The sequence below is a fragment of the Nitrospirota bacterium genome, from assembly GCA_016212215.1.
Taxonomy (GTDB): Bacteria; Nitrospirota; 9FT-COMBO-42-15; order HDB-SIOI813; family HDB-SIOI813; genus JACRGV01.
Genome location: JACRGV010000149.1, coordinates 1 through 12,465 on the forward strand (window position 1 = coordinate 1; position 12,465 = coordinate 12,465).

General features: G+C 42.1%; 16 protein-coding genes. 1 reads left to right on the plus strand and 15 read right to left on the minus strand.

Features of this window, described 5'->3' with window-relative positions:
- The first annotated feature begins 24 nt into the window (after positions 1–24).
- Entirely contained in the window at positions 25–444 is a 420-nt protein-coding gene (locus HZA08_13645) for a hypothetical protein (GenBank protein ID MBI5194464.1), read from the plus strand.
- A gap of 63 nt (positions 445–507) precedes the next feature.
- Here HZA08_13645 and HZA08_13650 read toward each other — a convergent pair whose 3' ends face one another.
- From HZA08_13650 to HZA08_13720, 15 genes are all read right to left on the minus strand, one after another.
- Complete coding sequence (locus HZA08_13650) at positions 508–972, minus strand: caspase family protein (GenBank protein ID MBI5194465.1); 465 nt, start codon at positions 970–972, stop codon at positions 508–510.
- 62 nt (positions 973–1,034) lie between these two features.
- On the minus strand, positions 1,035–1,904 hold the full coding sequence (locus HZA08_13655; protein MBI5194466.1) for a DUF4384 domain-containing protein: 870 nt from the start codon (positions 1,902–1,904) through the stop codon (positions 1,035–1,037).
- A gap of 669 nt (positions 1,905–2,573) precedes the next feature.
- Positions 2,574–3,518, minus strand: coding sequence for a DUF4384 domain-containing protein (locus HZA08_13660; GenBank protein MBI5194467.1), 945 nt, complete (start codon positions 3,516–3,518; stop codon positions 2,574–2,576).
- A 43-nt stretch (positions 3,519–3,561) separates the two neighbouring features.
- Positions 3,562–4,668, minus strand: coding sequence for a trypsin-like peptidase domain-containing protein (locus HZA08_13665; protein MBI5194468.1), 1,107 nt, complete (start codon positions 4,666–4,668; stop codon positions 3,562–3,564).
- Between the two features lie 21 nt (positions 4,669–4,689).
- A complete protein-coding gene (locus tag HZA08_13670; GenBank protein ID MBI5194469.1) occupies positions 4,690–5,136 on the minus strand; it encodes an LPP20 family lipoprotein in 447 nt (148 codons plus the stop codon).
- A 63-nt stretch (positions 5,137–5,199) separates the two neighbouring features.
- Positions 5,200–5,856 (minus strand): LPP20 family lipoprotein, encoded by a 657-nt coding sequence (locus HZA08_13675; protein MBI5194470.1) that lies wholly within the window; start codon positions 5,854–5,856, stop codon positions 5,200–5,202.
- Positions 5,857–5,892: 36 nt separating this feature from the next.
- Complete coding sequence (locus tag HZA08_13680; protein ID MBI5194471.1) at positions 5,893–6,486, minus strand: LPP20 family lipoprotein; 594 nt, start codon at positions 6,484–6,486, stop codon at positions 5,893–5,895.
- 224 nt (positions 6,487–6,710) lie between these two features.
- Positions 6,711–8,354 (minus strand): hypothetical protein, encoded by a 1,644-nt coding sequence (locus tag HZA08_13685; GenBank protein ID MBI5194472.1) that lies wholly within the window; start codon positions 8,352–8,354, stop codon positions 6,711–6,713.
- A gap of 101 nt (positions 8,355–8,455) precedes the next feature.
- Positions 8,456–9,376: a hypothetical protein gene (locus HZA08_13690; GenBank protein ID MBI5194473.1), complete on the minus strand. Its 921-nt coding sequence runs from the start codon at positions 9,374–9,376 to the stop codon at positions 8,456–8,458.
- 169 nt (positions 9,377–9,545) lie between these two features.
- On the minus strand, positions 9,546–9,776 hold the full coding sequence (locus HZA08_13695; protein ID MBI5194474.1) for a type II toxin-antitoxin system HicA family toxin: 231 nt from the start codon (positions 9,774–9,776) through the stop codon (positions 9,546–9,548).
- A gap of 1 nt (position 9,777) precedes the next feature.
- Positions 9,778–10,044, minus strand: coding sequence for a hypothetical protein (locus HZA08_13700; protein ID MBI5194475.1), 267 nt, complete (start codon positions 10,042–10,044; stop codon positions 9,778–9,780).
- A gap of 139 nt (positions 10,045–10,183) precedes the next feature.
- Complete coding sequence (locus tag HZA08_13705) at positions 10,184–10,351, minus strand: hypothetical protein (GenBank protein MBI5194476.1); 168 nt, start codon at positions 10,349–10,351, stop codon at positions 10,184–10,186.
- Positions 10,332–10,952, minus strand: a complete 621-nt coding sequence (locus HZA08_13710; GenBank protein MBI5194477.1) for a hypothetical protein — start codon at positions 10,950–10,952, stop codon at positions 10,332–10,334. Before HZA08_13710 ends, HZA08_13705 begins: the two co-directional genes overlap by 20 nt.
- Positions 10,936–11,349, minus strand: a complete 414-nt coding sequence (locus tag HZA08_13715; protein ID MBI5194478.1) for a hypothetical protein — start codon at positions 11,347–11,349, stop codon at positions 10,936–10,938. Before HZA08_13715 ends, HZA08_13710 begins: the two co-directional genes overlap by 17 nt.
- 354 nt (positions 11,350–11,703) lie before the next feature.
- Complete coding sequence (locus HZA08_13720) at positions 11,704–12,198, minus strand: AAA family ATPase (protein MBI5194479.1); 495 nt, start codon at positions 12,196–12,198, stop codon at positions 11,704–11,706.
- Between the last annotated feature and the right edge of the window lie 267 nt (positions 12,199–12,465).

Below are 12,465 nucleotides of genomic sequence, written 5' to 3' on the forward strand. Positions count from 1 at the left end.
ATGAGAAAACAGACCCCTGTTCTCATGATAGATGAGGCACATCTGATGAGGGGTGAGGTGTTTGCCCAGCTCCATATTATAGGGCAATTTGAACTGGACTCAGCGCCTGTAATGCCAATGATACTATCAGGACAGAATAATCTTATGGATAAGCTTATGTATTATACATCACGTCCGCTGGCATCAAGAGTTGTGGGAAAAGGCCATATTGAAGGGCTGCGGCTCAACGAAATGGCTGGATACATAAAACACCATCTTGAAAAAGCAGGGGCAAGGGAGCAGTTATTCTCTGAAGAGGCGATACTTGCAATACATCAGGGTTCAGGCGGCTTATTAAGACGGGCTAACATACTTGCCAGAGGGTCTCTTATTGCAGCAGCCACAGAGACATGCAATATAGTCTCAGGAGAACATGTCCGAATAGCATCCACAGAGATTATTTAAAATGCTTCAGGGAAACCGGAGAGCTATCAAAACTCCTCTCCGGTTAAACCTGTAAGCAACAGGTTAATTTAATGTGAAACTTTTAGGTAAGATAATGTGAGAGGTGACAGCTGCTGAGTTATCAAACTCCCCATGCCCAGCATAGTAGATCAGAAGGCTGTCATTCTCCCCAAGCCCCTTCCTGAGTTCATTCATACTTCCGAGTATCTCCTTCCTCGTGGCATTCATCAGAAGCCGGGTATTAAATCCATACATCTCTTTCAATATCTTCTCCACAGACCGGGCATCTGAAATCGGGGTCTTCAGCTTGGGCTGGTACTTATAATCGTTGTTTCCTATGATGAGTGCATGGTACTTTGTACCGGATACTGATGCAGTCTCACTGCCCCCTATTTTCCTTACAGCAACACCCCTCTCCTCTGAGTAGGCAATCCCTGATGACAGGAATACAATTGCAATAAATAATAGAATCAACCTCTTCATGCCGTTATCCCCCTGTGTATAAAATTCAAAACCAATCCTACCCATCCTGACCTCCCCTTGTAAAGGGGAGGGATCGTTTTTCTATTCCCCTCCTTAACAAGGAGGGGTCAGGGGAGGTGCCCCGTCTTCACAACGACCTTCTCCTCTGCAAACTCGGCAATACCGCCCCCCTCATGGGCAGCGGCCTCTGTAATCTTCACGCCTCGTGACAGTGTGCCGACATCTTCCTGACGCGTCAGTACCTGAAAGATGCCGCCGTTCTTCTTTAACTCAATATCTCCCAGCGGGGATGTGCTTGCGTATGCAATGATATTCTCCTCACCAAACGGCGGGGTGACCTCAAGCTCAAACCTGTCGCCGCCTGTTGGTACCTCATACACAAGCCCGCCGTTAAAATAATTGTCAGACCTGTAGGGATTCGGCAGGAGCTGGACATTGCCGCCGCCGGCATCTTTGTATACAACCCTGACATAAAACGGCTTGTTCCCCTTCAAATATATCTTTATCTTATCCCCCTCTTTATACCCTTTCTTGTCCGCCCACACCTTTACACGGAGCGGAGCGGATGGGTCACTCATCGCATCCTCATTTTTCAGCACCTTCTCATTGTCTGCCGCCTTCTCAATCACCCTTTCCTCCGGTGTAATCTCCGCCTTGATCTTTACCCTGTAGCAGTCACCCATTTTCTCATCCCGGTACCACACCTTTTCAATCTCCTGAAGGACTTTTATGGATGCATTCATATATGCCTCTATGATGTCCTTCTCAAGCTCAAGGTTCTTCATACGTGTCTCGCTCCTGATGTGTGAGACAGCATACTCACCCGCCCTCCTCTTTGCATCAGCAAACGCCGCCTGCTCAGTCTGTTTCCTCGTCTTATCATCTCCGAGGCACGAATACCCCTCTGCCTCTGTAATAGTGGATTGAACAGCATAAGCATATTGTACGAACATAACTATAAAGAAAACCACCATCATAAACCTTCTGATAAGTAACACCACATCACCTCCTGTTCAATTTCATATTATCCAGCTTATTTCCTCACAAAATCTGAAAAGATATTAGTGAAGCTTTAAACCAATGTCAAGATTAACATCATCTTTATTTAGATATAATTTGACGGACAGAGAGAAGGGAATTTGAAAGGAAAAAAGAAAGGGAGCGAGCAGGGACATCTCCCGTTTTCACCCTGTTCATGGTAAACATGGTAAATACGTACAGACAAATTTATAAAGGCCTGATCAAAGGTCTTTGTCCGGCAAATTTTCACTTACCAGCCTTCTGTTTGCCCTTTTTTATATCTGCAAAGAGGCTGTCTATCTCCCCTGCTTCATAGACCTTTGAAACCCTCCCAGTCTTTATATCTTCTTCAGCCTGCTTTTCCATCTTTTGCCACTTGGGGGTGTAAAAATATGCATGGGTTGGGTCTATCTTTGATAACGCCTCCTTGTGCTTTACAAAACATATAAAGTCAAGTACCTACTTGGCCTTGGAAGAGGTCAAATCCTTTACCTCACTGATTATCTCATTTTTATAGTCCACCGCATGATGCATAAAAACCTCCCTTCAGTATTTCCTTTTATTGGAGTTTGTTTTTTCGAGCACAGGATAGCAGGATGAAATTTTGCTGTCAATATTAATGAAAGCTACTTCCTCACCTCATACCCCAATGTCTCTACAGTCCATGGAGATTGTTTGCTGTTATTAAATACCTTAAGTTCCTTTGACAGGTCTGTCCACTTAGGATTTTTAAGTGCAGGGTCTTCGAGAAAATGTCCGTCCTCTTTGGTTGCAATTATAACGACATTTTCTGTTGCCTTTTGCTTCCCTTCCGGTGTGGCAACGCGCAGCTTTATGCCTTTTGTTCTCAATGCATCATCAGGAAAAACAAATTCACTTCTTGCCGGTATCATATCGTTTTTTTTGTATGGGTTTGGAAATAGCTTATAAACATTCTCCTCCTGGTCTACGCTAAAGATACTCAGATAAGCATCTTCATTTAAGGTTACTTTTACCTGAATCTCATCATTTTCCTGGAACACAGGTTTCTTGGATTGTTTTGCCTTGTCCGGTTCCTGAATCGAGGCCCTCATGACCTTTAGAAGGCGGTGTTTGTCAAGATTCATGGGCTTAACTTCAGCCTCAAGTTCAACCATACAGAATAGGTTTCCTCCCTCACCTCCACATGTTTCCACAAGAATTTTTGTATTTTCAATGAATGCCTCCGATGTGATACTAATTAGCTCATGAATAAGGTCGCCATTAAGCATGTCAGACTTGCCTAAAACCAGAACCCCGGCCTGTTCCATAGCATTACGGATAGCATAGTCGTGGGCCTTCTGTTTTACTGATGCCTTGTCATCGTTCTCACCCATAAATATTTTGCCGGATTTCCCTGTAAGCCGCTTTAAATTTCCATCCTCTTTCTTTTCAACTTTTATTCCTTTAGAGAGATTAGATTTATCAGTCTGCTCTCCCTCTATCGCCTCTTTCCGTGTCTCGTTCTCTACAATATTTATCTTTTCTGCCCTGACTGTGACAGGCAGTAGTATTATTACAAGTGACAGTATACATATTTTTAATCTCTGCATATTTGTCCTCCTGAGATGTATTCCCAATATCTTGCTTTGCTGATTACCGCCCCTTCCTCCTCTTTATCTCCTGCCTCATATCCTTCATCATTTCTTTAAGGTCTTCCTCTGCCTCTTTTAAGAATGCATCGTAGTCATAAGGGGTCTGAGGTGTTTCAAACTTCTTCTCAGGTTTACTCGAAAATCCTCGTAGCTCACCCTCCCCCTTTCCACCTCCCGTCAAGGGAGGGGGGATGACAGCTTGCGCATCCACTTCATTCAAGGGAGGGGGAATAATTTTAGCATTCTCGCTCTTAATGGGAGCGGTGCCGGGTGAGGGGGCATTATTTTCATCAGCCTTTGTGATCGCCCCGCTCGTGACTGGTTCATTTATTGCAGTTAGAGGTTTCTTGCCATAAGCTACCTCGTATCCATTCTCACTTAACCACTTTCTTACAACCGATGATTTTATTGAAAAGTTTATGCCTGTTATCGGGAGGCCGTCACTACTTAGCCTTGCAATATTGGAATTGACAGCCACCATGTAACCCCTCCTGTCCAGAAGGGGTCCGCCGGAGTTTCCTCTGTTTACGCTCGTATCTGTCTGAAACATCTCTTTTCCTGGCACGCCTTGAAAATCCTTTATCTCTCCGCTAATCCTGCCGTAAGTCAGTGTCCAGAAACCACCCTGCTCAGGGTGGCCTATTGCTATAACATCTTCTCCTACCTCAATTTCCTGTGGATCAGCAAGAGCGACAATATCTGCTTTAAAGTCGTAATTCTTGATTTTTAGAATGGCAAGGTCAAGCGGCACGTCATACTTCAATATCTCTACTTCATAAGACTTGTCCAGTTCATTCTTTGTAACACCAATGAGCTTTTTGGGCTTTGTAAAGACCACTATCACAGGAAAGGGTTTATCTTCTTCCTTATCAAAGATCACATGGGCATTTGTTATAATGAGTCCATCATCAGAAATAATGGAACCTGTTCCGATGCTTCCCTCTCCCTTCTCATCCGTTGCCCTGACGACCATAACAGACGGAGAATATCTCGCATAAACCTCCTTTGCAGGGAAGTCAGAGGCAAAAGAGGGTATGGGGAAATATAGCACACTGGAGATAATAAAGATTAATAGCTTGATTAGGATTCGATGGTTTTTAAATTTCACTTATGCATCCTCCTTTTAAAATTACTTAACCCCGCCCCTCGGCATACATGCCAGTGCATACATAACACCCTTCTTATTTGAAGACCTGATACCAACTTCATCGTACCAGTATGACACTATCTGAGATTCCTTTAATACCGCCTTCGTTGCCCATGACGCGGCCTCTACAACACCAACCTCATGCACATCTTTTTCTCTTTCTGATTTAATCACCACCATGATTGAATTAACATCCGCGTGCAATACCTTTGCAAGTTCTTTTCTTGCATTCTCTGTTGCATAAGTTTTCCCGTCTTCTATGTAATATGTTGGCTCGCTTGCACCAACAGCACATATCCTCTTATCATCATTAGGGGGATTCATAACCCAGTCAGGAGGGGGCTCATTTTTTGTTACGTTCTTAGACGCTGCACATCCTGTAAGGACAGCCATGAGTACACATAAAATTGTTAAAGTTAAACGATTCATCTAATGTCCCTTCTTATCTGAGGCCCCCCCCCTAACCTCCCCTTGTAAAGGGGAGGAATATTATTAGTGGCTCTCCAATTTTTTAAAAAATGATGCCCTATCCTGCCTCACCTTCTCAAGTGCATCCCCCTGGCTCTCATAGGCAACTACCTTCTTCATCTCATCTTCTGCCTTTGCCTTTTCTTCCTTTTTTATCTCCTCATCCTTTGCAGCATTTGCCTTGTCTAAATGTTCCTGAGCATTTGCCTGTGCATCAGTAGCATTCTCTACCACCTTTGCAATCGCATCCTTTTTTGCAAGTACTGCGATGGCATAATAATATGTTCTTCCCTCCTGTTTGAACTCACCTGCATCTACAATCCTCGTGCCTTCAAGAACCACATCAACCGATTCCTCTATAATGTCTCCCATGTAAATATTGCATGCAATCGGATCTTTAAATAGCGCCTTCACTTCCCCTTCGCACGTCTTAGCAGATATAAAGTTTGTTTTAACAGCAACCTTAACTTCCTTTGCAAGTTCAGCCCTTGCAGAGACCTCGGCACGCCTTCTGTCCATATAATCATTGTTTGAAGATTCTACTATCCCCACACCTATAATATTACTTTCAGAAGGATATGTTGTTGAAATCTTTTTTGCAATATCCTGAACTACACCTGCATACGCATAAGCATTTATTAACAACACTATCACAGTTACAAAAAAAAATGTCTTCTTCATCAGAACACCTCATCCCTTAATTAAGGAGGGAGGATACTACCTTCCGCCCTTTTGTTTTTCAATTTCCTTTTCCAGTTTTTCATGGGTACGTTCAGCATTTTTCTTTACTGTCTCCTTGACCGTTTCACTAAGCTCTTTAACTTTATCAATATTATCTTTGAATGAGTTCAGATCAAGCCTTGCAAGGGAAAACAATGTCCCGTTTCTTGGGTCCTGCCAGTGATGTACAATTTCTATGCCGGAAAGTGTCATTGAGGCTACCTCTTTTAAAGCAGTCTCCACATGCTGCTCCTCTGAAGGGCTTGTTGACACTCCTGAACTTGTTGATGCCTTATATGCTTCTAATAATGATGCAGTATAAACCTGAACAACCTTTGCAATCTCATTTCTTGACTCCGCATCTGACAGCTTTCTGAGAAGGGAAAAATCAGTAATATTTGAGGCTGAACCTACACCGTAAAACACCTTGCCTTTATCCCCCCCAAATGCCCCGCTCCCCTGCATCACCCATTCCGGTGCAACAATATTCTGTATTGGTGTATCCTTTGTAATCTTTGACCCGCTTGAACAACCTGCAAAAATCAAAAGTGCTGCTATCGCAATAAAATATAAATTCTTTACATACTTCATCTTTATTTCCTCCTTTTTAATTTCATAATTTATGTATTATCTGTTCTATAGCTTTTTTACCTTTACTGCATATATTTAACTTTGAACATCACCCCCATTCATACCCTTAAGAGTTTTTCTCTCCAATTATAGTAATATTTGACGGACATGGAAAGCGGTTTTTGAAAAATATCTCCAGGCACTTAACCCCACTCAACCTCCCCTTCTTGATTAACCGCCTTTCCTTATCTCCGGAAGATGAATACATTATTCCTAACTGTATCAACACCATACCCTTGTTCTTCTGATAACAAGACTTCTTTTGCAGTACAACTATTTTTATCCGCCGTTCTTATGTTCACCTGTTTTTTGTACAAGGCCTTTACAATACTATTTTTAACAAGGACAAATTCATTACTCTTTGTATCCCTGTATAAACTGAGTCTGGAGTCTTTGCCGGTTGAAACCTCACCGATGTTTTTAAAACCTGTCCCGATGAAATGGCCTCCAGGCTTCAGGACAGACTTAAAATCAGGGGCAGAGAATTCTTCCGCTGTTACATAGACACTTTCAGGAAGAGCTGGAACAGGACTATCTGTCTGCACCCCCATCAGCCGCTTAACCACAGAGAGATTTTTGGAGTAAGGCCCGCCGCACTCCCCTTTAGCTATACCTTCAAAGTCTATTGCAGCTCGTTCCTTCAAGTGGTTGTCATTTAGTGAGTCACCCAACAGGAAGTTTGCTATCGCCCTGTTATTGATAATGCCTTTGTGGTCAGGCATCAGCTTTGATGCCTCATCAATACCGGCAAGGGCATTGTAGTATTTCATATCCAGAATATATGCAGCGCTGAGATTTAACTTTGCCTGTGTATAGTATGGGTCGCTCTCAGCCGCCTTTTCAAGATACTCCAACGCGTTGTTGAGATAATTCCGGTATGCCTCTGTGTCCGCATTCCCGCCGCCTCTGCCTACATTAATAAATTCAGCCCTTGTACCGGAGTCAATCTCAATTGAGAGGTTAAAAGGGATTGCCTCTCTGTCATGAGTCTCCCTGTAACTCTTTATAGCAAGCCTAAGATAGGCAGTCCCTATGTTGTGGTAGACCTCCCGGCCGGGATAAGATTTCAGGAATTCTTCAAATAGGGCGATGGAGTCTTTATACCATCCAATGTGATATGCAATCAGACCTGCATGAAAGAACTCCAGTCTTGACCCGACATCTTTAAGCCTTGTCGTTACGGCTATAACCCTCTGTTTAACAGTGGGGTCATCTTCGCCGGTAGAAGAAAGGATCGGGTCTATTGCACGAAACCATTCACTGAAAAAGTTTGTATCCCTGGAGACTATTGCCTCAGGACCAAATCCGGCTATTGCAGAATAGATTATCCCGTACTGGTCAGCCTGAAGTTCAATCGCCTTAATTGCAGACGGAGACTTTGCGTATTCTTTTATACCGCTGAACTCAGGATTGTTCTTTGTAGCTGTAGTAAACCTGTATAGCCAGAAGTCGGCATTAAACTGGTGTGCAAGCTCATGACCGAGTACAAAGGCAAGCCTTGCATCCCCTTCTTCCACATCAACACCCCTGTAACAAAAATCAATGGCTTTCTTTGTAAGTATAATTGAACCGTCTTCAAGCGACTGTGCCCAGGGAAGACCGTCATACTGAATAACATAGAGCCTCGGTTCCACCCCCCTCCGCCTGTCTGCGGCAGTAAGCACCTTGTTGAATATTTCCATAGCCCTGTCATAGTTTGAACCTTCCTTAACCTCTTTGTAGGATTTGAGCCAGTAGTCGCTTTTGCCTTTATCTGTGGCCGCATAGACAGAGGATACAGACATAAGAACTATTATAGTTGAAAGGAAAATCTTAATTTTGGAAAACATTGAACACCTCATAAATGACCCCACCTAACCTCCCCTTGTAAAGGGGAGGAATAGTTTGTCTATTCCCCTCCTTTACAAGGAGGGGTTAGGGGAGGTGCCGTTCATCTCGTCAAAATAAACTCACCTGTATATTCAAAGCTCTGTCCGCCATAAGTCATCCCACTGATAACCCAGTTATAGGGTTCATCCATCTTTAACTTCTTCCTTTGGATGGCTGCTTTTGTTTCCTGAATATCTATAGCCGGTATCACTGGTAATCTGCTTGACCGTTCCACTAAAGAAAATGTATAACCTTTAGCGTCTTTAATCTCTTTCCAGTCAAACAACAACTCTTCCCGGTCCTTAATGATCAACATGCCGCTGAATCCCTCTGCCCGATTCCTTCCCATGAATCCAAATGATGATGGTGCACCGGTTTCTTTGAAGGTGAGCTTCTCTGTTGAGGTGATTGTTATAATCTTCAACATATCCTTCTGAGGTCTGTTGATGAATACCATCAGAAGAATGACCGCCGTTGCGGCCAGGGCATAACCCGGCAATGGAGGCAGTGACACAGGCAACCGTCTGATAAACCCGGATATTTTCTTTATAAAAGCAATAGACTCCCTTATGTCTGCAACAGTTTTTGCCCCCTGAATCCTTTCAACTGCCTTACAGGCCCATTCATGCGGGGTTTTAATGGGAAGAGCATCAATAGAATTTGCCTTATAGTACATTCCTGCGATCTCAAGACAATAATCACAGCTCTCAATATGCCTTGCTATTCTTTGGGAGAAATCTAGTGGCGTATCCTCTTTAATCATCGCCGCTATCTCCCACTCTTCAGGACACGCATTGGAAGCGGTAGTCTTTTTAAAACCCTGCTTCAAACACTGAGACACCCCTTTAATCCCTGTGTATACTTTATAGCAAATATCACAGGTAGCTATATGCCCCCCTATAGATAATGCATCTTCTCCACTAAGGCTCTCTTCTACATAAGACTGGATTTTATCAGGTTTTATATGATTTATTTTATTCATGAGTTATATTTGACGGACATGAGTTTTGAAATTTGAAAAAATATTTCTGCTACGAAACCCCACCTGACCTCCCTTGTAAAGGGGAGTAGTATGAGTCGCATTCCCCCTTGGTAAGGGGAGGAATCGCTTATCTGTTCCCCTCCTTACCAAGGGGGGGGGGAGGGGAGGTTTATACCATCTCAAGCAAAGTAAAATATTCATCTCTACTTAGCCCTGCGGTTCTCAAATTATTTTTGATTATAAACACAGGCACCTCTTTCCAATCAGGTATTACAACAGGTCTCAGAACACCCTGCTTAGTATATACAAAATGGTCACCTTCGGTCCTTACACGTTTAAAACCGGCTTTTTCAAAAACCTTGCATAACCTGTCAGCCGGTATCGGAGATATTTTTTGCATATTACGAAATACTCACGAATTCTGTTGCTACAAGTTTGGGAGAGATCCAGTGGCCGCCTGTGTCTTTTCTGTACCCTGACTCTTCCAATATATCTTCCAGAGTCTCCATCTTGTCTGCCTCTTCAAGAAAGAGCCTTACAGCAGTTTTTAACATCTCCTTTGCATGATCAACACTATTCCCACAACTTGAAATATCAAGCTCAGGACTATAAGCAACATAGGTTTTCTCTTCTTTTAAAACAATAACATCGAAATCTATTGGAATCATACCTACCCCCCCTTTTTTTATTTTTAAGTTTATAAATATACTACATCTTTATTCAATAAAGAACGAAAATTATTTGGAAACAGACACAGTTCGCCTAGTTCAAAACAACCCCACCTAACCTCCCCTTGTAAAGGGGAGGTTAGGTGGGGTTTCCCTTGTAAAGGGGAGGAACCTTGCCCAGCATTCCCCTCCTTACCAATGGCCTCCACATTATTTTCCCCTCCTTTACAAGGAGGGGGTAGGGGAGGTTAGTTATATTTGACGGACATGAAATCTCTTTTTTGATTTTATATCTCCACCTCTTCAAGTATATATTTGAGGTTATCCATGCATAGAAAGTGCTCCTCCATGTATCTTTCCTTCAACCGTTTCAGAAGTTCTTTTAATGCCGAGTTAATGGCATAAAAGATGTCCTGCTCATCTATCTCTGATATTGATTTGCCAGGGATCAGGCTGACACCTATCTTTCTTGAAAATCCGAGTATATCTTTTGCCGTCATATACTGCTGATATCTGAGTCTCAGGATACGGGAGTGGTTGGGCAAGAGCCCTTCAATAGTCTTTTTAAGGATAGAGATAAACTCATGTATAATAAGTTTGTTATCAACTGAAATATCAGCAGAAGGTATATATCTCTCATGCTCTTCTTCTCCATCTTCAGAAGAGAGATATAAAGAAACAAACTGCGGGTCTTCTATGAGATATAAATGACCCGCTGCCGCAAGTTGTCCCCTGATTTTTGATATTTTCTCCTTTGCATCATCGGGCGGCAGACGGATGAGTGTGGCTATCTCATCCTCCTTCTTACCAAGTCTAAGGTGGATATAAACCTTCTGATGTGTTTGATCGAGACTCCGGATTACTGCCGGCAGTCTGTCAGAAACCGCCTCATTAAAAACCCCTTCCATACTTCCACCTCAACCAGTCAATATACATAGTGCGCGAGTTTATGACAGACCACACATAAGTCTTGAGACTGCAATTATTTATTCCTTTATAAGACTTCAATCTCGTCTTTAAATAATCAAAACACCAAAGGTATGAATCCATACATTCATCACACTGGTTACCGGAATCTTTTATTGTCTCCTTCCCTTTCCTTTCTGTCATCAATATACGAAGACAGCATATCCGGTTAAGGGCACTGTAATGGCAATGCGTCTTCATCAGTTCCCATATCTTATAAAGCACCCAGTCAGTATGCTCTTCCACGAACCGGCTGCAGGCATTCTCATCCCCTGAGAGTATATGCTGGACATACTCAAGATACACCTTTGTGTCACTAATATTATTGCCAATTCCCAATTACGTTCTGCTCATAAGTAAATTGCTATTTATAACCTAACATTACTTTGTTAACTCCGTAGTTTTATATCATTTCAAAGATTATTTTTCAATACAAATTTAACTTATCCCCGAACATCTTATGTATTGACACACCTCTCCTGTTTGTCTAATAGTAACCGTTCACAGTTATCAGTTTACGGTTCACGGTTAAGAAAAATATAAAAGTAAGTATATATTTCACAAGAGGTCAAGGTATTTTCTAATAGTGATGCGAAAGAACTCATTCAAGAATTGAAGTCAATTTCAAAAATGCTCCAAGCGTTACATAACTCGTTGAAAAACCGTTAACCGTAAACTGATAACTGTGAACGGTTACGACTTAACAAATTCAGGAAACCCGCCTCCCCTTAAATATTTATCGAAATATCTCAAAACTATTGCCTTCTTTTTTGAAGTTTTAACATCGTAGTCAATCCTGTGGAAACTCAGATATTCCCTGAAGGAAAAAGGGTAAAGCTCTATTTTGACATACCTGCCTGTGAGATGAGTGGCAAGCTCGGAGCTAAGCAGTCTTGCGTTTGAACCGGTGAGGAATATCTTGTATTCCTCGTCATGTATTCTTCTTATAAACCTCTCCCATCCTTCAATGTTCTGAACTTCGTCAAGAAATATTACATCGGCCTGATAAAGTTTATGAAAGACAAGCATCAGGTTATGAAAGTCATCAACTGTGAAATTAATAAGCCGCTCATCGTCGAAATTGATGTAGTAGTAATTTTTATATCTGGAGGCAAATTGGGTTAAGAGCGTGGACTTTCCGCTTCTCCTTATGCCTGATATTACTGTTATCTGTTTTGTACTGATTATTTCTCAAAGTCAACATTGCGGGTAATGCCGGTATCTTTTCTTTTAAAATTATCAAGCTGGTCATTGATGACTTCTTCAAGCAGGGTTGTGTTTATCATGCGGAATAGTTTACATTGTAGATGTAGAAAAAACAAGCATAATTAACATTGAGAATGTAAGTTAAAATAGAAAGAATTAAATTAATGCTTTAGTTGCCAAGGCGTTAAATGCAAAGAAGGTTCTTTCTATGGAATCAGCATCAAGAATATTGTCAGCCTAAACTTTGGT

Bases quoted from the DNA above. Each gene is read 5' to 3' on its own strand.
- HZA08_13645 (MBI5194464.1), top strand. From the start codon at position 25: ATGATAGATGAGGCACATCTGATGAGGGGTGAGGTGTTTGCCCAGCTC.
- HZA08_13650 (MBI5194465.1), bottom strand. From the start codon at position 972: ATGGGTAGGATTGGTTTTGAATTTTATACACAGGGGGATAACGGCATG.
- HZA08_13655 (MBI5194466.1), bottom strand. From the start codon at position 1,904: ATGATGGTGGTTTTCTTTATAGTTATGTTCGTACAATATGCTTATGCT.
- HZA08_13660 (MBI5194467.1), bottom strand. From the start codon at position 3,518: ATGCAGAGATTAAAAATATGTATACTGTCACTTGTAATAATACTACTG.
- HZA08_13670 (MBI5194469.1), bottom strand. From the start codon at position 5,136: ATGAATCGTTTAACTTTAACAATTTTATGTGTACTCATGGCTGTCCTT.
- HZA08_13675 (MBI5194470.1), bottom strand. From the start codon at position 5,856: ATGAAGAAGACATTTTTTTTTGTAACTGTGATAGTGTTGTTAATAAAT.
- HZA08_13680 (MBI5194471.1), bottom strand. From the start codon at position 6,486: ATGAAGTATGTAAAGAATTTATATTTTATTGCGATAGCAGCACTTTTG.
- HZA08_13685 (MBI5194472.1), bottom strand. From the start codon at position 8,354: ATGTTTTCCAAAATTAAGATTTTCCTTTCAACTATAATAGTTCTTATG.
- HZA08_13690 (MBI5194473.1), bottom strand. From the start codon at position 9,376: ATGAATAAAATAAATCATATAAAACCTGATAAAATCCAGTCTTATGTA.
- HZA08_13695 (MBI5194474.1), bottom strand. From the start codon at position 9,776: ATGCAAAAAATATCTCCGATACCGGCTGACAGGTTATGCAAGGTTTTT.
- HZA08_13700 (MBI5194475.1), bottom strand. From the start codon at position 10,044: ATGATTCCAATAGATTTCGATGTTATTGTTTTAAAAGAAGAGAAAACC.
- HZA08_13710 (MBI5194477.1), bottom strand. From the start codon at position 10,952: ATGGAAGGGGTTTTTAATGAGGCGGTTTCTGACAGACTGCCGGCAGTA.